At 34.4% G+C, this 17,895-nt stretch carries 24 protein-coding genes; 3 read left to right on the top strand and 21 right to left on the bottom strand.

Annotated elements, in window-relative coordinates:
• Nucleotides 1–34 precede the first annotated feature (34 nt).
• The 13 genes from PYW37_RS03455 to PYW37_RS03395 all read right to left on the bottom strand — a co-directional run bounded on the left by PYW37_RS03455 (nucleotide 35) and on the right by PYW37_RS03395 (nucleotide 6,655).
• A complete protein-coding gene (locus PYW37_RS03455; RefSeq protein ID WP_010906208.1) occupies nucleotides 35–541 on the bottom strand; it encodes a GNAT family N-acetyltransferase in 507 nt (168 codons plus the stop codon).
• A gap of 160 nt (nucleotides 542–701) precedes the next feature.
• Nucleotides 702–872 (bottom strand): hypothetical protein, encoded by a 171-nt coding sequence (locus PYW37_RS03450; protein WP_032943667.1) that lies wholly within the window; start codon nucleotides 870–872, stop codon nucleotides 702–704.
• Nucleotides 873–1,099: 227 nt separating this feature from the next.
• On the bottom strand, nucleotides 1,100–1,462 hold the full coding sequence (locus PYW37_RS03445) for a hypothetical protein (protein WP_044009709.1): 363 nt from the start codon (nucleotides 1,460–1,462) through the stop codon (nucleotides 1,100–1,102).
• A gap of 18 nt (nucleotides 1,463–1,480) precedes the next feature.
• Nucleotides 1,481–2,053, bottom strand: a complete 573-nt coding sequence (locus PYW37_RS03440) for a hypothetical protein (RefSeq protein WP_010906211.1) — start codon at nucleotides 2,051–2,053, stop codon at nucleotides 1,481–1,483.
• A 161-nt stretch (nucleotides 2,054–2,214) separates the two neighbouring features.
• Nucleotides 2,215–2,421, bottom strand: coding sequence for a hypothetical protein (locus PYW37_RS03435; RefSeq protein ID WP_025016966.1), 207 nt, complete (start codon nucleotides 2,419–2,421; stop codon nucleotides 2,215–2,217).
• 18 nt (nucleotides 2,422–2,439) lie between these two features.
• Nucleotides 2,440–2,622 carry a hypothetical protein gene (locus tag PYW37_RS03430; protein ID WP_010906213.1) on the bottom strand — a complete coding sequence of 61 codons (183 nt, stop codon included), beginning with the start codon at nucleotides 2,620–2,622 and terminating at the stop codon, nucleotides 2,440–2,442.
• A gap of 360 nt (nucleotides 2,623–2,982) precedes the next feature.
• The gene (locus PYW37_RS03425; protein ID WP_032943500.1) at nucleotides 2,983–4,680 is read right to left on the bottom strand and encodes a hypothetical protein; all 1,698 of its coding nucleotides are present in this window, start codon (nucleotides 4,678–4,680) and stop codon (nucleotides 2,983–2,985) included.
• Nucleotides 4,681–4,689: 9 nt separating this feature from the next.
• Complete coding sequence (locus PYW37_RS03420; RefSeq protein WP_025016968.1) at nucleotides 4,690–4,959, bottom strand: hypothetical protein; 270 nt, start codon at nucleotides 4,957–4,959, stop codon at nucleotides 4,690–4,692.
• Nucleotides 4,956–5,108, bottom strand: a complete 153-nt coding sequence (locus PYW37_RS03415) for a hypothetical protein (RefSeq protein WP_023163719.1) — start codon at nucleotides 5,106–5,108, stop codon at nucleotides 4,956–4,958. Before PYW37_RS03415 ends, PYW37_RS03420 begins: the two co-directional genes overlap by 4 nt.
• Nucleotides 5,105–5,395, bottom strand: a complete 291-nt coding sequence (locus PYW37_RS03410) for a hypothetical protein (RefSeq protein ID WP_025016969.1) — start codon at nucleotides 5,393–5,395, stop codon at nucleotides 5,105–5,107. Before PYW37_RS03410 ends, PYW37_RS03415 begins: the two co-directional genes overlap by 4 nt.
• Before the next feature lie 4 nt (nucleotides 5,396–5,399).
• Complete coding sequence (locus PYW37_RS03405; protein WP_025016970.1) at nucleotides 5,400–5,594, bottom strand: DUF1655 domain-containing protein; 195 nt, start codon at nucleotides 5,592–5,594, stop codon at nucleotides 5,400–5,402.
• 58 nt (nucleotides 5,595–5,652) lie between these two features.
• The gene (locus PYW37_RS03400; protein ID WP_025016971.1) at nucleotides 5,653–6,351 is read right to left on the bottom strand and encodes a Rha family transcriptional regulator; all 699 of its coding nucleotides are present in this window, start codon (nucleotides 6,349–6,351) and stop codon (nucleotides 5,653–5,655) included.
• Between the two features lie 112 nt (nucleotides 6,352–6,463).
• Complete coding sequence (locus tag PYW37_RS03395; RefSeq protein WP_023164583.1) at nucleotides 6,464–6,655, bottom strand: helix-turn-helix domain-containing protein; 192 nt, start codon at nucleotides 6,653–6,655, stop codon at nucleotides 6,464–6,466.
• A 138-nt stretch (nucleotides 6,656–6,793) separates the two neighbouring features.
• Here PYW37_RS03395 and PYW37_RS03390 point away from each other — a divergent pair, with 138 nt between their 5' ends.
• On the top strand, nucleotides 6,794–7,342 hold the full coding sequence (locus tag PYW37_RS03390; protein ID WP_052484080.1) for a helix-turn-helix domain-containing protein: 549 nt from the start codon (nucleotides 6,794–6,796) through the stop codon (nucleotides 7,340–7,342).
• 50 nt (nucleotides 7,343–7,392) lie between these two features.
• Complete coding sequence (locus PYW37_RS03385; RefSeq protein ID WP_025016973.1) at nucleotides 7,393–8,604, top strand: tyrosine-type recombinase/integrase; 1,212 nt, start codon at nucleotides 7,393–7,395, stop codon at nucleotides 8,602–8,604.
• Nucleotides 8,605–8,724: 120 nt separating this feature from the next.
• On the opposite strand, the gene PYW37_RS03380 is transcribed toward PYW37_RS03385, so the two are convergent.
• Both PYW37_RS03380 and PYW37_RS03375 read right to left on the bottom strand, forming a co-directional pair.
• Complete coding sequence (locus PYW37_RS03380) at nucleotides 8,725–9,639, bottom strand: diacylglycerol/lipid kinase family protein (protein WP_015426912.1); 915 nt, start codon at nucleotides 9,637–9,639, stop codon at nucleotides 8,725–8,727.
• A 155-nt stretch (nucleotides 9,640–9,794) separates the two neighbouring features.
• Nucleotides 9,795–10,307, bottom strand: a complete 513-nt coding sequence (locus tag PYW37_RS03375; RefSeq protein WP_003132795.1) for an HD domain-containing protein — start codon at nucleotides 10,305–10,307, stop codon at nucleotides 9,795–9,797.
• A gap of 332 nt (nucleotides 10,308–10,639) precedes the next feature.
• Between PYW37_RS03375 and rpsT the strand changes: the two genes are divergently transcribed.
• Entirely contained in the window at nucleotides 10,640–10,873 is a 234-nt protein-coding gene (gene rpsT, locus PYW37_RS03370) for a 30S ribosomal protein S20 (protein ID WP_010906113.1), read from the top strand.
• A 93-nt stretch (nucleotides 10,874–10,966) separates the two neighbouring features.
• On the opposite strand, the gene recD2 is transcribed toward rpsT, so the two are convergent.
• The 6 genes from recD2 to PYW37_RS03340 form a co-directional block, all read right to left on the bottom strand.
• The gene (gene recD2 / locus PYW37_RS03365) at nucleotides 10,967–13,471 is read right to left on the bottom strand and encodes an SF1B family DNA helicase RecD2 (protein WP_025016974.1); all 2,505 of its coding nucleotides are present in this window, start codon (nucleotides 13,469–13,471) and stop codon (nucleotides 10,967–10,969) included.
• The gene (locus PYW37_RS03360; RefSeq protein WP_010906114.1) at nucleotides 13,468–14,061 is read right to left on the bottom strand and encodes a histidine phosphatase family protein; all 594 of its coding nucleotides are present in this window, start codon (nucleotides 14,059–14,061) and stop codon (nucleotides 13,468–13,470) included. The genes recD2 and PYW37_RS03360 overlap by 4 nt, the downstream gene beginning before the upstream one ends.
• Nucleotides 14,062–14,063: 2 nt before the next feature.
• A complete protein-coding gene (gene pheA, locus PYW37_RS03355; RefSeq protein WP_023188548.1) occupies nucleotides 14,064–14,903 on the bottom strand; it encodes a prephenate dehydratase in 840 nt (279 codons plus the stop codon).
• 1 nt (nucleotide 14,904) lies between these two features.
• Nucleotides 14,905–15,393: a shikimate kinase gene (locus PYW37_RS03350; RefSeq protein WP_023188547.1), complete on the bottom strand. Its 489-nt coding sequence runs from the start codon at nucleotides 15,391–15,393 to the stop codon at nucleotides 14,905–14,907.
• A 23-nt stretch (nucleotides 15,394–15,416) separates the two neighbouring features.
• On the bottom strand, nucleotides 15,417–16,709 hold the full coding sequence (gene aroA / locus PYW37_RS03345) for a 3-phosphoshikimate 1-carboxyvinyltransferase (RefSeq protein ID WP_023188546.1): 1,293 nt from the start codon (nucleotides 16,707–16,709) through the stop codon (nucleotides 15,417–15,419).
• A 120-nt stretch (nucleotides 16,710–16,829) separates the two neighbouring features.
• A complete protein-coding gene (locus PYW37_RS03340) occupies nucleotides 16,830–17,894 on the bottom strand; it encodes a prephenate dehydrogenase (RefSeq protein WP_010906116.1) in 1,065 nt (354 codons plus the stop codon).
• Between the last annotated feature and the right edge of the window lies 1 nt (nucleotide 17,895).

Below are 17,895 nucleotides of genomic sequence, written 5' to 3'. Positions count from 1 at the left end.
ATAGTTTATTCAAATTTAATAGATATTGAAATATTTATTTTAAGAACAGAACCATTAAATCTTCATCAAAATATTTGTCTCCAGTTTTTAAGGCATTTATTTCAACCCCATATTTCTCAAAACCTAGATGCCCATAAAGTTTTACCGCTGAAATATTATTTGAAACAACTGATAACCTTATTTGTTCTAAATCAGGATATTCTTCTTTTACTTTATTAATTAAGGTAGATAATAATAGTTTGGCTAGACCTTTATTTTGGTAATCTCCATGAATGAACATTCCATATATATCACCCTTATGTCTGTCCTTTTCACCAATTTCTTTATGAAATGAAACCATTCCTATTAATTCTTTTCCGTCAAAAATTCCCATAAAGAATTTGCTGGAGTTTGGCGATATTCTTTCTATAATTTCTTGTTCTGAGAACTTCACTTCTCTCTCGTAAGTAGACCCAAAAGATTCAGAGGCTGCCTTTAAAGCATTCAATCTCAATTTTTGATATGAACTCCAATCACTTTTATCAATTAGCCTTATTTTCATAATCCACCCCCGTTGTTAAGTGTATTTTACCATAAAACAAAAAAGCCCGCTGAGAACGGGCTTTAAAAACTGATTTCTTAACTACTATTATATCATAGCCCTTTAGGGGACTTTTTATTTGTTTTATATTTTGTACTACAATTAAACTAAACTTACGAGGCTATTTTTCACGATATTCTCGCATATAATTTTTCATATATTCAGGATTCTTTGTTTCCCATTTTTTACGAACTTTCTTACGAGCTTCTTTTCTACATTCTGCGCTACAATATCTTTCTTGCTTGGCTGTATTGAACAAATTTTTGCAAGTTTTGCACCGAATAACGCTCATTTTTATCCCCCCTTTCTTCTTGTTAAACACATACTCAAGAAAAAATATGTACAGTGACGGCGTGAAGTACGGAGTGACCCAGAGGGAGGGGGATATGCCCCCATAGTTTCTTTAAAAATATTTTCAGATTTAAAAAATAAAATTAATAAATAATAAATTAATATAAAAAATAAAATTAATAAATAATAAATTAATATAAATATTTTTTTATTATTTATTTTTATTAATCATAAACCTTTTAGTAAGTTGCTCCATGCTTGCTTAGTTCGTTCCGTCTTGTCGGTATCGACTCCGTACTTGCTTTCATATTCAGATTCAATCTGTTGCATAGCTTTTTGTTTAGCAGTTTCAATTTCTTTGTCACGCTTTAACTTATTATCATTGTAATTTCTTTCGGCAACTTGTTTCATAAATCCATTAATCTCATCACGTTCGGCGTTCGCCTTATCTCTCATCTTGTCAAAGGCTTCTTTGCTCCGCTGTCTGCTCGTCTCCTCTCGTTCTTTGCGTTCAATCTCTGCGCCTTTTCGGATGTCCTCAACCCAGTTGCCTGTATGTTGTTTGCTGTTGTCTTTGATTGTTTCTGTCATGGTGTCCCTCCCCCCTTATTATGCGTTCATATCATCAAGAAATGTGTTGCCAAGATATTTAAAGTTATAAACATTTCGGACTGAGTTGTTTCGTTTATACTCTACCGCTCGCGTTATTCTGGTACCGTTTGACGCGACTAAACAGTCAGCGTCTTTATAAACATCATACTGCGCAATACGTAACAACTCATCAGCTTTATGGTAGACCGCATTAGATTCATCAGCCAATGACTTGAGTTCTGCCATTAGCTTAGCGCCCTTAATATTCAACTCATCTTGTAACTTATCGGCAGCCTTTTCAATATCTGAGACCAATTGATTATAATCATCTTTAGTCACTAATGGAGTGCTTTCCAATTTGTCTAACTGTTTTTGATACAATTCAATAGCGTGTTGAGACGTTGAAATATTCCCCTTGGCTTTATCATAAGCTACTAAGTCAGCGGTCTCCTCGGCTTTGATTAATTCCTCATTAGCGATTTTCAAGGTTCTTTCCGCTTTTTCTTTATTATTTTTAAACTTCTCAATTTCCAATAAATTACCGTCTTTTTGATTGATAAGTTCTGCTTCAATTTCTTCAAATGTTTTCATTATGGTTTCTCCTGTATTTATTTGTTAGTAAATATATATTATAATCGGAACTATTGATAGTTCCTGTAATTCCCTATGTTTATTAGGTTGATAGCTGTTTTTATAAATGAGTTAAAACAACTGATTTTGGTGGGTGTCTTACCCTCATTATCTCTCCTTTATTATTCTGGTACTGTACCAAGTGGCCCACGTTTTACGACTTTAATCGCCACAACATGACTTCCATTAAATACGGTAGTGCCTAGTTTAAATAACTGGTCAGGGTCATCTTGCCATTTGCCAATGACTTTCATATTATCCAGTGTCTGATTAAAGACAAATGCTGATGAATCATTTACTGTATAAACCATAATTACTTTGTCGCTCATTTTTTTATCTCCCTATGTTTAAACTCGTTTTATTGAAACAATATTTTTTATGTTAAATAAATAGCCACCTAGCCACTCCGCATTTTTATCAACTAAAAGTGCATGACTAAATTTCTCAAATTCCTCTTCATCATAAGGAATATTAAATGGCATTTTTTCTTTGACTGTAAAGACTACTGTCTTTGTAAAATTAAAGCTCATTATCAAACCTCTTTTTCTAAATTGGTATAGCTTTTTCTATTTGATGACTATTGGTTTCTAGAATCGTTCTCTAGACCACACTTTTTTTGCGTGGTCAACCACGTTTTTACCACGCTTATAATTCGCTCTACTAAGCCATTGACACGCAAAATACACTTTTTTATAAAATCTCTATAATATAATATTAAAAACAATAAACTACTCCATAATTGGTATACTTAAAACATTAATATACAATCAATAAAATATTATTTCTTAAAATAAAAAGTGTTTTTTGCGTTTTTTGCGTGGTCATTCCTTTAATACCGCTATTTATAGCCCTTATTATTCCGTGGTAAAATCGTGGTCAAAGCGTGGTCATTATGGTGGCTCATACATTGTTTCAAGAAATGCGGCGACTGCTTTTGATGCTCGACGTGGATTTCCTATTGCAATTACTCTAAAAGTACGACGCTCACCCTCAAAAGTTGGTAATTTCCTTGTAGTTTCAAAATATCCAATGATATCTAGAGCTTCTTTTCTTCGCTTAGGACTTCCAGCACCATAATAGGTTTCTTTCAATAGCTTCTGAACCTCATCCGTTTTGATTATCGTCTTGTTACCTTTGATGTGCTCCTCAATAATATAAATTTGTACATCGTCAAAATCAAAGTGATCACTACTGAAGTTATCCATCTCCACTTGCTTAAAATTGAACTTAAATTTATTTTGTCTCCAATAAATAAATGAAGAATATAAAGCAGCCACTCCTGCAAGCCCCGTTGCTTCTCGACTGGTCTCAGATACTCGCTGTTCAGTGAAAGCCTCCCAGTAGGGCGAAAAGATTGATTCACGTTCGCTATCAGTTTCCCCTTTAGGACGATTCTTAAAAGCAATGTTCACAGCCCTGCTATTCATCTCAGAAGAAAATAAGACTTTTTCATTTGAATCAATAGACAGCACACCAGTAAGATTAATATCCGCATAGTTTTGACCGATACCTCGACCACGATATGTACTTTCAGTAGCCAGTATTTTCAAATAACGTTCTAAACTCTTTCCAATTTCTCCTGATTCAGTCACCAGTAACATTTCTCCGCCATCAAATCCAGCCCAAGCCATTGCAGCCGTTGCCTTATTTGAGAGTTCGTCTAGGTTGACATGTTTCGTATCAAAAATTGATGAAATTACTTTATGACGCAAGCCTTTCCCAGTACGTGTCCCAGATTTACTCACAAAGAACCTTGTCTTAGTAATCTCACGACATGCCACCAGCATTTGATAGATTGGCTGTAGTTGCGCATTATGCAAGCTGTCTACATCATCTATCACCATTCCTAAGTAATTAGCGTTCAAGATTGACATCTCAATTACATCAGAGAGCTGACAATCAAACACTTTAAAGTAACATTCATTGTCTTTGATAGAACAATTTTTTAAAATTTTCTTTTGATGTAGATCCATTTGAAAGTCATGACAAGCAATAATGGATGCTTTTATTTCTTTAAGAGGTTTTAGCTTTATCTGTTCATCTATAAAAGATATAATTTCTACAACTTCACTAGCTGTAAAGTCAGAACGCTTGCCTAATTTATACTCATGAGCAATATCCATCTCTGACAATCGTTTGAATTGTGAGGTTGAAATATCATATAAGTACCCATTATGCAAAGCAAGCTTTCCAAATAGATAATCTAAAATCACATTGACAAAACGAGGTATACTTTTACTTGATTTTAATGTAACTACTTCTTTATCTTCTCCATCGTCAGTTTTTTCAGCTTTTTTATTAACTCCACCGTAGAAAATAGATACAGTATTTTGACCGTTGTTTAAATGCAAACTAGGTCTTTTAATTCTTTTATTTTCTCCTGTAGACTTTACTGACAGATAAGGATATTCATAAATATCACGATGCAAGATATGGACTAAATCAAGACTTTGAGGAATCTTAGCGCCATCAATGTTTCCAAATTTTTCCCAGGGAAGATTAATCACCTTTTTTAGATTATTTTCTAACCGTTCCCATGCTTTGCGTTGTTTTTCCAAATCTCCGTAATCAGTTTTAACTTCTGTCACTTCTTCCCCCTATTCAGCCAATGAATCCATCAAGGATTCCAATTGACTTTTTTTATACCAAACAGTACGATCTCCATCTTCTAAAACCACTTGCTTTAATCCGTGTGCCCGAAGTTTAGCTAAATATGTGGTTGAAATGTTCAGTTCTTTCAATAATTCAGCTTGTTGCACGTATGGGAACAAGCGACTTTGTTCAATTCTTGCCTCAACTAATTTATCAACATGGCTTAATACTGATTGAGTCAGTTCCTGCTCTGCTTCAAATGATAAGATACTCATGATTCCCCTCCTCGTTTAAGTCTTATATGCAACTTTGGAGCTTTAGATTCATTGACAATTAATATTTTTTTTACTTCAGCACGACTAGGTTTAACCAACCAAGTAGGTAGTATTTCTGTGCTTATAACGTCCATTTTTATAAATTTCATGCTTTATCTCTTTTCTTGATTTCGGCTTGTTTTTTCAGTTTCCAACTTTGTGCAAACTCATGAGATACTTTGATACAAAGAGGAGCTTTATTTTGATTGAAAATAATTACTGTTTTTTTGTTTTTTACGCTTTTTAAAAAAACTTGATGTCCAATTTCAGAATTCATTTTTACAGAGAGAATTAAAAAATGTTTATTTTCAAAAGTTCGTGCTTTCTCTAAATCTTCTATTTTGAAAGTAGATGATTGCGTGCCTGGGTCTTGTTCAGTAATATCTATTGTTGCCATATTCTTACCCCTTAACCATTTCTACTTGAATGTCATTTTCTAAAGTTGTGAAAGTCACTACTGATTGACCGTCAAACAAGCGGTAGACATACTCGTTAAGTTGGATAAAATGTCTTGCTTTAGCTTTTAATAAGTCCATGAGTTCAAAGGCGATTGAATCATCTAGGATATAAGTTTCTTTGGTTACTGGTTTATTCATGTTGAAAATTCCTCTCATTATGGTAAAATAAGAGCATGAAATCACGTTAGTGCGTGAATCATGCTTTGTTATTAAAAGTCTTTACTTTGGTCGGTTGGGACTTTTTTGTTGTCATTATAGCTTTAATAGCAACTTTGAGTGGTTCGTAATCGGAACCAGCTTCAATCATTGCTATTGCGATACTTTCAAGCATTTTGTAACGTTCCATTTCCACCGAATCAAGGAGGTCTAGGAGCGTTTTTTCTTTTCTCCAGTCAGTATCTCTAGCTTGAATTTGCTTCTTGGTCAGTCCTGTTACTGTTGTAGCAAGCAAACTTCTAATAATCGTATGCCATGTATTACCATGTCGTGAGTAATGATTCCACTCAGAAATAGCTTGATGAAGAGTAATTCCTTTCGGCTTTTCAACTGCTCTTGCAATTTTTCTTGCATAGAGTTCCTTCTCCATTTCATCAAATCGTTTTACAAGAGCGATTTTAAAATTTCTAACTACTTCTGTATTATCTAGATAAGTAATCATCAACATGGCTTGATTTCTATTAAGTTGATAGATTTTTACTTTTTGACCTCGACTATCTGGCAAGGTCGATATTTCAAATATCAACTTACCGAATTGCTCAAAATCTTTTTTATGTTTATTGATGAGTAAACGTAACGATGTCCTTTCGATTCCTGCATATTCAGCAATAACGATATGGTTAGTCACAACTTCCGCTTTACTCATGTCAGGACTGGTTAAAAATGCTAAGTCTTTCATTATTAAATTTCTTTCTAGCGTTTAATACGCAATATCGTATCTCAACGACTGACTTCATACTTTCAATTTTGCGCACGGCCAAGTGCTTTTGGTTTCTTTTTAATTGATGATTCTAGTAATCTTTAGCAAGCCAATTTGTTATTTTTTGATAAACACTTCTTTTTACTCTAGAACCACTGGTTTCAATTTTTTTATAAGTTTTAAAAGAAATATTTAATTGAGTATAGACTTGCTTTTTTGTCAATCCCAAATCTGCACGCTTTCTGCGTATAGCTTTTGCTATTTCTAAGGTAATTTCATTCATAAAAACATTCCCCTTTCCGTTTAATTTCGTTTAATTTATTGTCGATAAAATTATTATAGTTTAATTTAGTTTAATTTGCAAGCAGAAAGTTATACGTAATTGAATTTTGTGTTATAATTTTTTGAAGAGGTGTTAAATATGTCAAATAGGATTAAAGAATTAAGATCTAACTCTGGGTTAACGCTTAAACAATTAAGTGAAGCTGTAGGTATTGGAAAATCTACACTTGCAAGCTATGAGTCTCGTGGGGTCACCCCAAGGGTAGATAAAGCAAAAATTTTAGCTGATTATTTTGATGTATCTCTTGAGTACCTACAGGGTAACAGTGATGATAAAAATAATCTCACGACATGGTTAAAAGGTATGGAAAAATCTGAAAATGATCCTGATAATCAAGAAGAACATAAAGGAGAAGCCGTTCTAGCTCAGTTTATTGGAGAGAAAAGGGTTCAAAAAGCAAAAGAGAACTATATTAAGTCTTATGATGATGTAGATGGCTGGTTGGACTACAGAAATTTGTTATATTCATTAAGCTTTTTATATAATTCGGAAGAGGGGGATTTACTAAGTAATTTTATGCTACTTAGTCCTTGGGAAAAGAAGACGGTGTTAGAGCTAACAAAAAATCTTTCTAATGGTGCTCCAACCAATAATTCTAAAGATGATTCCGAACCTCTTCCTTTCTGATTTCATGTTCTCAATTTTGCGCACGGCCAAATGCAAAGAGGAGAATCAACATGAACAAACTAAATATAAAAGAATACAAAACAAAAAGCGGAGAGGTGCGTTATATTCTCCGTGGCGCTTATATCGGTACTGATGTGCTGACAGGTAAGCAAGTGCGGACTTCCATTACTGGGCGTACAAAAAAAGACATAAAAGTTAAACTTTCACGTCTTCAAAATGAGTTCATAAAAAATGGTTGTACTAAAAAAATTAAAGTCTTAAAAACTTTTGATGAAGTTGCAGCAGCATGGTTTGATTTTTATAAAATAAATAGAAAATCAGCAACTGTCAAGCAAACAGAAAAAAATTTAAGATTATATCTTATCCCAGCATTTGGGAAGTATAAGATAGATAAACTCACAACTGCCATTTTACAGCATCAAATTAATATATGGGCAACTATCGCTAGTAAACCTTTAAACGGGCGTCAGGCACGAAAAAAAGGCGAAATGAGCGATTATAAGAGATTATATACTATAATCAATAGAATTATGAAGTATGCTATTTCAAATGGCCTTATTTCATCCAATCCATGTTTAACTGTTCTAATGCCTAATGTCAAAGTAGAATCTACAAAAAAAGAAATCAAGTTTTTTACTAAAACTCAACTTCAAAGTTTATTTGATTATTTAAATCAACAGGTTTCTTCTCAATGGAAAATGCGACTGTTAAAAACTCTTTTACCTTTTCTAGCTTCAACCGGTCTCAGAATTGGCGAAGCAGTTGCATTGAGCTGGTCTGATATTGATTTCAAACAGGGAACTGTTACGGTATCAAAAACGGTAAATGACAGCAATCAAATTCAATTGTCTCCCAAAACTGAAACAAGTAACCGAACAATAGATATAGATAAATCTACACTAAATCTTTTATCTAAATGGCAGCTTGAAATAAAAAAAGAGTTCCTCAAATATGGAAATCCTAATCAGCCTTTGCTTTTTCCAAATATCAATGGCTCTGTGCTTAATAGTCGACTACTTAGAAATACTTTACTTGATTGTTTTGAGAATGTGGGCCTACCAAATATCGGCTTTCACGGCTTTAGACATACTCATGCTACGCTCTGTTTAAGCGCAGGAATGAGTTATAAAGCTATCCAAACTAGGCTAGGTCATTCAACATTACAAATGACTATGGATATCTACGCTCATCTTGAACCTGAAACAGCTAAAAATGAACTCAGCTTATTTGAGAAATACCTTAATTATTCAAACCAAGCGTAACAAAAAACGTAACATTATTTCCAAAGAAACTCTTAAACCCTTTTATAATCAGGCTCACACAGACTTTATATCATAAGTCTTAGGTCTGATTTTTTATTTCTATTATTTACTGACAGCCTTTTATTCACTTTTAGGAACAAGGGTTGTCAGTGCTTTTCGATAAACCTTGATATCTAATGGAAGCGGATCACTTTTATCCCCATCAATTCTTGAATATGGATTATCTTTCTTTTTCTTTGAATGTGTGAGAATCTCTAAATGGTCAGTATCAAAATGAGTCATTTCAAGAAAATCATCAAATTTTCCTCGGCGAAGTTTGTTCAAATGAAAAAGAATGTTAAATAAATTGATTTCTTTTAATGAATAAACACGGATAAGTCCATCATCAACTTTAGCTTTGGGGGCCAAAGCTTGCATTCCACCAATTGTATCTGTCATTGTAATCAATAATAGTTTCGTTCTTAATGACTTGGTTTTACCATTATATTTTACTTTAATTCGATAGGTTTTATTATAGCGAATAACTTTATAAGCATCTTTTAGATAAGCTAAAGGTCCAAATTTTTTCTTCTCAGAGCCGCTGACATTTTGGGCAATATCTGCTAAAATCCCTAATGTTAAACTTGATGTCATATAATCATTATTGACTTTGGCAATATCAAATTTTTGAATTTTGCCTTGACTTAAATTATTAAGTGCTTCTTCTAATTTTTGCGGAATATGAAGTGATTTTGATAAATTATTAACCGTACCATTAGGAACAATGCCTAGAATCGGTTTTGCTCCTCCTTCAAATACTCCTCCACAAATTTTATTGATGGTTCCATCGCCACCTAAAGCAACCACAAGGTCTGTTTGGTCTTGACTGGCTTTTTTAGCAAGACGGATTGCATCCTCTGGGCTTTCTGGATTGATAAATTCAAGTTTAGAGGCTGAATTTTCTGGTCTTGCAAAAAAGTCCTTAATTGTTTTCAAAACTTTGTCTTCATCATTATTACCAGATTTTTCATTATAAAATACTTTTACATTTTTCATAAAATACCTCCTTATTTTAGTGCAATGGAATTTATTGCTTACATACTAATTTTATCATATTATGAAAAATCTCTGACAAGACTTGCTTTATTTTACTGACAGACTTATTTCTAAATAAAAAACCTATCAATGGATAGGTTTTATTTTTTACTTTTTTAATCAATACTGAAATAAGGTAAACGTTTAAAATGCTTACGGCGATTCCATTTGTACTTGAGGTTAACTGACCCTTCAAGGGTAGCTACATATTTATCAACAGCAGTAACAATCCAACTTTCTTTATAGCGTGGCGGATTGATTGTCGCACCGAACATATGTTTGATGATTATGTCTTTTTCAAGAGCTGACAAGGTTGTCAGTTTACGCGCATTACGGTAGGCGATATGAGGATGCACATAGGCATGGCTCTTAGCAAATTTTGTATTGCGCCAATCATAATAGAAAAGGTCATGCAAAAGTCCAGCTCTAGCTGTAGCTTTAGCATTGAGGCCACGTTTTTTCGCAATGAGATAGCTGACATAACTTACTCTTAAGCAATGTTGCAAGCGTGTTGAAGTATAGTGATGTGTAATCCCATCAAGCTTTTTAAGCTCATCCATTTCTAATAGATGACCGACATAACTCATATATTCTGCGTCGTTAAACCACGGCTTTTCTTCTAAATTCATGACTTGATTATAACACGATAATTCTCTTTGTCAATACGATTTACTTAGTTTTTAGATTAAATTTTTCTTTTTAAATGCTTAGAAATTTATTTTTAATGCTTGTAAAATTTTGAAAATTTGCTATTTTACTTGATTTCCATTTTTATTTATTTATTATTTTAGTAAAAAATATTTTTTCTATTTTTTCTAAAAAAGTAAGGCCGATAGTTTACAAAAACTCAAATTTCCTGTATAATTGATAGGTATTAGAAAAATCTTGGAGGGTGTAGTGTGCCCACCTGGGACATCACATCAACCGCTTTTCTATGAAAAGTAATAAAAGGAGACAAAAAATGGCAAACATTAAATCTGCAATCAAACGTGCTGAATTGAATAAAGTAGCAAACGAACGCAATGCACAACAAAAATCTGCAATGCGTACTCTTATCAAAAAATTTGAAGCTGCACCTACTGAAGAACTTTACAGAGCTGCTTCTTCATCAATTGATAAAGCTGCTTCAAAAGGCCTTATCCATGCTAACAAAGCATCACGTGATAAAGCACGTCTTGCTGCTAAACTTGGCTAATTAAAAATGTCTGTCTCTTTGGCAGATTTTTTTATATCAAAAAGTACTGATAGAAACAAAAAAATACTGACAGCAATTTCTGTCAGTATTTTTTTATTTATTAAAGATTGCAAAGTCTTGTTGAGTTAAACCAATTAAAGGGTCAAAATTTCCTGACAAAATAAGTGCTTCTGTCAAGCTTCCCTTATCCAGTGTTTCAATTTCTTCATCTTCAAATAAAGAAATTTCTTCTACTTGTGCTGGCATTTTTTTACTGACAGAACGAATTTGCCCTTGTAATTCTACTGGCGCTGCAGGCTTCTTCTCTTTGTCAGATATTTCTTTTTTGTCAGTAACTTTTTCACTCACAATTTCTACTGACAGATTTTTAGCCGCTGGATTTTCTCCCATAAATCGCTCAATCAGATAGGTCTTTCGATTCGCCCCTTCACGCGCCACCGCTTGTGCAAAAGCTCGTTCTTCACCAAGTAAAATCAGACTTTGTTTAGCCCTTGTAATTGCCGTATAAAGCAAATTTCGCTCTAACATCCGTGAATACGAAGAAACCATCGGCACAATAACTGTGGAAAACTCCGAACCTTGAGATTTATGAATGGACATAGCATAAGCCAGAGTAATTTTATACCACTCCGCTCTTGGATAAGTCAATTCTTGACCATCAAAATCCATCACCAACTCATCTTGTTTACTGTCAGTATATTTTGCTGCAATCAATTCTACGATTTGTCCCAAATCTCCGTTAAATACATTGGCCTCAGCATCATTTACTAAATGAAGAACTTTATCTCCTTCACGAAATTTCATATCACCCAAAGCGAATTCAAGTCGGTCGTTAAGCGGATTAAAGAGATTTTGCAAAAGAACATTCATTGCATTAATTCCGGCCATTCCTTTATACATAGGCGCTAAGATTTGTAATTCAAAAGGATTATTCCCTCTTTTTTGCCATGCACTTGCGATTTGTTCAACCATCTGAGGAACAAAATTAGCACTGACCTCAAAATAAGAACGGTCAGGTTTTTTCGCCGTGAAATCACTTGGCAATTGCCCATCTTTGATGTGGTGAGCTAAATCAGTAATGGTAGAATCATCCCCTTGACGAAAAATCTTATCCAATTTTACTGACGGAATTTCTGGAATTTTTAGTAAATCCGCAAAAATTTGTCCTGGCCCCACAGAAGGAAGCTGGTCAGCATCTCCAACAAGGAGAACTTTCATTGAACCAGGAATCGCTTGAAAAAGTTTATTAGCTAACCAAGTATCAACCATAGAAAATTCGTCAACAATCAAAAGAGCACCAGACAATTCATTTCCAAGAGCATCTTCTGCTTCATCTTGTCCCAAACCCAAATGGCGGTGAATCGTCGCTGCTGGAAGACCAGTCAACTCATTCATCCGTCTTGAAGCTCGACCAGTCGGTGCTGCCAGTAATATAGGAAAGACGTCATCATTATAATGGTCTGGGTCCAAATCTAGCTGATGAATACGGGCATAAGTTTCAATAAAACCATTGATAATTGTTGTTTTACCAGTTCCTGGTCCACCAGTCAAAATGAAAAATTGCTGATTCATTGCACTAATAATGGCTTGCTTTTGCAAATCATCATAAGTAATTTCTAAATCTCTTTCAACTTCAGCCAATACTGTCAGTAACTTTTCATCAGCAAAATCTTTACCCGAACGATTAGTTAATGCTGTCAGTGATTTCCGAATCCCGTCCTCAGCGAAGTACAAGGAATTCTCAAATATTTTTGTTCCTTCTTGTTGCACTTTTCCATCAACAATTAAACCATTAATTTCCTCCGCAACAGCAGACGGATTGACCTCGACATTACGAGCTTCTTCAAGTAAGTCTATCGTCATCTCAAGTAAATTTTTGGCTTCAATGTAAGTATCACCTGTTGATTGCGAATGTGTATTGACCTCATGCATCAATGCCGCTCGAAATCGATTAGGGCTATCCGCTTCAATTCCTAAACTACTTGCAATCTTATCAGCTGTTTTAAAACCAACTCCCTTAACATCTTCCACAAGCTGATAAGGATTTTCCTCAATTTTTTCAATCGTTTCTTCTTTATAAAGTTCATAAATTTGAAAAGTGATTTTGCTTGGTAAGCCATATTCTGCAAGCTTGGTCAGCACTTTTTCCATTCCATGATTCTCACGTAATCGTTTGATAAATGAATTTTTTCTGGCTATAGTCAATAGACCATCCAATTTTTCCGGCGCTTCTAAAATTGAATCTACCGTATTTTCAGGAAAAGTTTCAACAATTTTTTCTGCCGTTTTCTTACCAATTCCAGGAAATTTATCTGAAGAAAAATATTTAACTAAACCAGCACCAGAAGTCGGCACTGCTTTTTCATATTGACTGACCTGTAATTGTTCCCCATATTTAGGATGCTGCGTCAATTGACCATAAAATGTATAAGAATCTCCTTCAACCACATCCCCAATTGTCCCGTTAACCACAATTTCAAAATCATCATATTCAGCATTAGTTTCATCAATTTCAATGAGTAGAACTTTATAAAAATTACTGGGATTGGAGAAAAATATTGCCTCAATCGAACCAGTAAAATAAGTTTTTTCAATCATAGCTGTTTATCCCAAATTTTTAAGTCAAAATGGCCAGCATTTGATTCTAAAACAGTGACCGTATTATTGGCTAAACCACCAACTGAACGTAATTCAGCAATTGGAAAGCCAGCTAAATGACGCATTCCAGCCGTTCCAGAAGCCCCGTGACCAACTAAAAGTACATTGTCCATTTTAGAATTCAACAAATCCTGAGCCAAAGAATCAAAGCGATTCAAGACAGAACTCACAGATTCAGCTCCAAAAACACTTCCATCAAATTGATCCAACTCAAAACGTGAATCATGCATTTCTTTAGGATATTTAGCAATTGCATCGCTAATGAACCAACCCTCTAATTCCCCGAAATTCCATTCTGACAATCGTTTGTCAGTACTCACACTTTGATTTGTCAGTAAATCTGCCGTAATCAAAGCTCTTTTTTGTGGACTCGACAAAACCTTGTCAAATTCAATTGGTTCTAAAAACTTATGAACTCGTTCAATCGCTTCATAAGATTCTGGCAATAAAGGTGAATCTCCTTTTTGTCCTTGCAAACGTCGCGCCAAGTTCCACTCCGTCTTACCATGTCGTACAAAATAAATTCTCACCTTTACACCTCTCCCAATGAATAGACTGCATAATTTCCTAATAAACGAACCTTTACTCCCAAACCTGATAGTTCTTCAAGAGCATAAGGAATTTTTAAATTATTTTTTTCATTATTTACTAAATCAATATTAAAAAAGTACTGACCTAGCCTTGTTCTTAAAGGACGTGATTCAATTTTTGTCATATCAATATCACGCCAAGCAAAAACAGAAATCGCTTTATGAAGCGCTCCTGGCAGGTTATCAGGTAGAGTCAAAGCCAAACTCACCTTCTCACCTGTTTTTAGTAAATCAAATGATTTTTTCTCTTTTCCCAATAACCAAAACCGAGTAGAATTTCCTGCTAAATCCTGAATATTTTTGGCAACAATCTCTAAATCATACATTTTAGCCGCGTAAGAATTAGCAACAGCTGCAATTGGCAAATCTGGATGATTTTTCACAAATTCAGCTGCTGCTGAAGTAGAATCCGTAATTTCAACCTTTGCCTGTGGATAATGCTCTCGTAAATAATTTCGTGTTTGTGCAAGCGCTTGAGGGTGGGAATAAATATGTTCAATTTTCCCCTCTTTTGAACGAGCCAGCAAATTTTGTGAAATTGGCAAAACAAATTCAGCCACAACTGTCGCCTTAGAATCATGAAAAATTTTATCAATACTCATATTCACAGTTCCTTCAGTCGAATTTTCAATAGGAACAAGAGCAAAATCACATTTTCCTTCATCATAAGCTTCAATAACATCCAGAATACTATCATAAGCAAATAATTCTTCTGATACAAATGCTGTCTCAGCCACCACCGAACAAAAAGAGCCACGAGGTCCTAAATACGCAATTTTCATCTTAATTTATCCCCCATTTTTCACGAATCTCTTCTACAATTTGCTCAGGACTCTTATCAGTAACATCAATCGTTAAATCGGCCACTTTTGCATAGTCATTTTTTCTTTTTTCAAATAAAAGTTGAGCGGCCTTTTTATCCTGCGCTAGAGGACGAACATTCTGCAAATCCATCGAAATTCGTTCCCAAAGCGTTTCAAAATCAGCGGTCAAAAAGACAACTCCAGCTTCTCTATCAAGAGCCTCTGAATTCTTTGGATTTTCAATTATTCCACCACCCGTTGCAATAATTATATTCTTTTGCAGCGCAAGTTCAAAAACCTCATTTTCAATTTTACGAAAATCAGCTTCCCCAAATAATTCAAAAAATTCAGCAATTGGCATCTCAATTTCTTCTTCAATTAATTGATCCAAATCAGTAAAGTTTTCTGTTAAAAGTTTTGCTACTGTGGACTTTCCCGCACCCATAAATCCAATTAAAATGATACTCATTTTTTACTTCCAATCACTTAAGTTCAAATATTTTCCGACAATTGTTCTAAATCGTCAAAGAAACTTGGATAACTTGTTTGAATTGCTTCGGCACGTTCAAGCTCAATTTCCCCATTTTTAACCAAAAGTGCTGCAATTGCAGCCATCATTCCAATTCTATGGTCACCTAAAGTATTAATTGAATTTTCTGGAGCATGGAGTTTCGTTCCACCTTGAATAATCATTCCATCATCTGTTGGTTGAATTTTGGCCCCCATACTATTAAGAGCATTCGCGACAACAGCAATTCGGTCAGTTTCTTTTACTTTAAGCTCAGCCGCATCTCGAATAATTGTTTCGCCTTGAGCTTGCGTTGCTAAGAGAGCAATGATTGGCAATTCATCAATTAATCTAGGAATTAAATCACCTGAAATTTCAGTTCCTTTCAATTGACTAGCTTTTACTTTTAGAGTTGCAGACTTTGCCACATTATCTTGCTCTAAAATTTCCAACTGTCCACCCATTGCTTGAATGACTTCGATAATTCCAGTTCTTGTTTCATTAACTCCAACGTTTTCTAAAATAAGTTCTGAATTTTCAACAACCAAGGCCGCAACCAACCAAAAAGCTGCCGAACTAATATCTCCAGGAACTACTACTTTTTGACCCACAAGTTTTTGTCCACCAGGTACAAGAATTGTTTTATCAGAAACCTTTAGTTCTCCACCAAATTGAACTAACATTTCTTCCGTATGTGAGCGTGTTTTTTCCTTTTCAACAACTTTCGTCAGCCCTTCTGCCTGTAAAGCAGCAAAAATTACAGCTGATTTTACCTGAGCCGAAGCCACCGGAAGAACATAGTCAATTGCCTTCAAATGCGTGCTTCCTTTAATTGTCATCGGTAATTTAACCTTATCGGTTTGACCAGCAATTTCTGCCCCCATCAATTGTAAAGGAGTTGCTACACGATCCATTGGTCTTTTTGATAAACTGTCATCACCAAACAAAGTAGTTTCAAAAGGAAGGCCTGCTAAAATTCCCGATAAAAGACGAGTTGAAGTTCCGGAATTTCCCATATCCAGTGCTTTTTCAGGAGCCTTAAGTTCTGAAATTCCTTTACCGTGGACAGTAATCACCTCACCCTTATCTTCAATCTCAACTCCCATCGCACGGAAAGCTTCAATAGTAGATAAGACATCTTCTCCACGTAAAATATCATAAATAACAGTTTTTCCTTTAGCAATAGAGCCAAACATAATACTACGATGTGAGATTGATTTATCTCCTGGAACTTTTAAACGTCCTTTTAAGCCTTGCGAATTTATCTTTAATTTCATTATATTATCCTAAACATTTTTTAGTATTTATTATAGCATAAAAGGGCGCTCAGAGCCCTTTTATTTTCAACAATTTTTTCTAAGATTTTAAGACTAAGAAAGTCCTATCTTTAATCTTTATCAAACAACTGTAAAATCAGTTGCTTTTTCAATAATTTCTCGTGCTTCTTTTAAATCTTCCGCTCTCTTAAATGAAATTTGAAGTTGACCATGAATATCTTCGCGATTTTCTTCATTAATTTTTACATTTGTTATTGAGAAATCTTCTAGTAAGCCTAAAACCTTTAAAACAACTCCTTTTTCATCGGGAACCGAAATAAATAAATCATAAAAGTTTGGCAAAGCCCCTTTATGAATTTCCATGGCTTGACGAATTTTTTTACCTTGTTCAAAAAAGTGTTCTATAGCTGCAGAATCTTTATTAGCAATTTTTAAAGCAATTTCATCTAATTGTTTTTTGAAATTTTCTATTCTATCAATCGTAATTTCTGGATTTGATAATAAGACACTTGTCCACATCAAACTGTCAGCCTCTGCAATTCTAGTTAAATCTCTAAAACCACCAGCCGCTAAATGTTTCACTAAAGGATGTTCTTTTGAAAAATCATCTGACTGCCAAACAAGGGCCGAAGCCAAAATATGCGGGAAATGAGAAACCTGCCCAGTGACTCGGTCGTGCTCTTTTGCATCTAAAATAATAAATTTGGCATGAAGTCCTTTAAGTAAATCACGTAATTCTTGGTTTTCTTGGGTCAAAACATAATAAGCATTTTCAAATAAATTAATATCTGCCGCCATTACTCCTGATTTATGAGAGCCAGCCATCGGATGTCCACCGATAAATCGTACTTTGTCTTCATCAAAAAGTTGATTTGCCAGTTCAACAATTTCGCTCTTGGTTGAACCTGTATCTGTAATCAAAAGACCTTTTTTTAAATTCAAAGTTGCTAGCTTTTTCAAAAGCTCCAAAGTGGTTATAATTGGAACAGCCAAAATAATAATATCTGCTTTTTGAGCTCCTTCAACTAAGCTAACTTTAGAATCAATAATTCCGCGCTTTTGAGCAATTTCTTGAATGTTCTCACGATCAGAGCCAAGAATTTCAAAATCAGGATGAGCTCTTTTTATCCCTAAGGCAATTGAACTTCCAATGAGACCAAGTCCAATGATTAATATTTTTTTCATT

Source organism: Lactococcus lactis (assembly GCF_029023865.1).
GTDB lineage: Bacteria > Bacillota > Bacilli > Lactobacillales > Streptococcaceae > Lactococcus > Lactococcus lactis.
This window is presented reverse-complemented; position numbering and strand designations above follow the sequence as displayed.

Excerpts from the sequence above, each read along its gene's own strand:
- PYW37_RS03455 (WP_010906208.1), bottom strand. The coding sequence starts at position 541 with ATGAAAATAAGGCTAATTGATAAAAGTGATTGGAGTTCATATCAAAAA.
- PYW37_RS03450 (WP_032943667.1), bottom strand. The coding sequence starts at position 872 with ATGAGCGTTATTCGGTGCAAAACTTGCAAAAATTTGTTCAATACAGCC.
- PYW37_RS03445 (WP_044009709.1), bottom strand. The coding sequence starts at position 1,462 with ATGACAGAAACAATCAAAGACAACAGCAAACAACATACAGGCAACTGG.
- PYW37_RS03440 (WP_010906211.1), bottom strand. The coding sequence starts at position 2,053 with ATGAAAACATTTGAAGAAATTGAAGCAGAACTTATCAATCAAAAAGAC.
- PYW37_RS03435 (WP_025016966.1), bottom strand. The coding sequence starts at position 2,421 with ATGAGCGACAAAGTAATTATGGTTTATACAGTAAATGATTCATCAGCA.
- PYW37_RS03430 (WP_010906213.1), bottom strand. The coding sequence starts at position 2,622 with ATGAGCTTTAATTTTACAAAGACAGTAGTCTTTACAGTCAAAGAAAAA.
- PYW37_RS03420 (WP_025016968.1), bottom strand. The coding sequence starts at position 4,959 with ATGAGTATCTTATCATTTGAAGCAGAGCAGGAACTGACTCAATCAGTA.
- PYW37_RS03415 (WP_023163719.1), bottom strand. The coding sequence starts at position 5,108 with ATGAAATTTATAAAAATGGACGTTATAAGCACAGAAATACTACCTACT.
- PYW37_RS03410 (WP_025016969.1), bottom strand. The coding sequence starts at position 5,395 with ATGGCAACAATAGATATTACTGAACAAGACCCAGGCACGCAATCATCT.
- PYW37_RS03405 (WP_025016970.1), bottom strand. The coding sequence starts at position 5,594 with ATGAATAAACCAGTAACCAAAGAAACTTATATCCTAGATGATTCAATC.
- PYW37_RS03400 (WP_025016971.1), bottom strand. The coding sequence starts at position 6,351 with ATGAAAGACTTAGCATTTTTAACCAGTCCTGACATGAGTAAAGCGGAA.
- PYW37_RS03395 (WP_023164583.1), bottom strand. The coding sequence starts at position 6,655 with ATGAATGAAATTACCTTAGAAATAGCAAAAGCTATACGCAGAAAGCGT.
- PYW37_RS03390 (WP_052484080.1), top strand. The coding sequence starts at position 6,794 with ATGTCAAATAGGATTAAAGAATTAAGATCTAACTCTGGGTTAACGCTT.
- PYW37_RS03385 (WP_025016973.1), top strand. The coding sequence starts at position 7,393 with ATGAACAAACTAAATATAAAAGAATACAAAACAAAAAGCGGAGAGGTG.
- PYW37_RS03380 (WP_015426912.1), bottom strand. The coding sequence starts at position 9,639 with ATGAAAAATGTAAAAGTATTTTATAATGAAAAATCTGGTAATAATGAT.
- PYW37_RS03375 (WP_003132795.1), bottom strand. The coding sequence starts at position 10,307 with ATGAATTTAGAAGAAAAGCCGTGGTTTAACGACGCAGAATATATGAGT.
- rpsT (WP_010906113.1), top strand. The coding sequence starts at position 10,640 with ATGGCAAACATTAAATCTGCAATCAAACGTGCTGAATTGAATAAAGTA.
- recD2 (WP_025016974.1), bottom strand. The coding sequence starts at position 13,471 with ATGATTGAAAAAACTTATTTTACTGGTTCGATTGAGGCAATATTTTTC.
- pheA (WP_023188548.1), bottom strand. The coding sequence starts at position 14,903 with ATGAAAATTGCGTATTTAGGACCTCGTGGCTCTTTTTGTTCGGTGGTG.
- PYW37_RS03350 (WP_023188547.1), bottom strand. The coding sequence starts at position 15,393 with ATGAGTATCATTTTAATTGGATTTATGGGTGCGGGAAAGTCCACAGTA.
- aroA (WP_023188546.1), bottom strand. The coding sequence starts at position 16,709 with ATGAAATTAAAGATAAATTCGCAAGGCTTAAAAGGACGTTTAAAAGTT.
- PYW37_RS03340 (WP_010906116.1), bottom strand. The coding sequence starts at position 17,894 with ATGAAAAAAATATTAATCATTGGACTTGGTCTCATTGGAAGTTCAATT.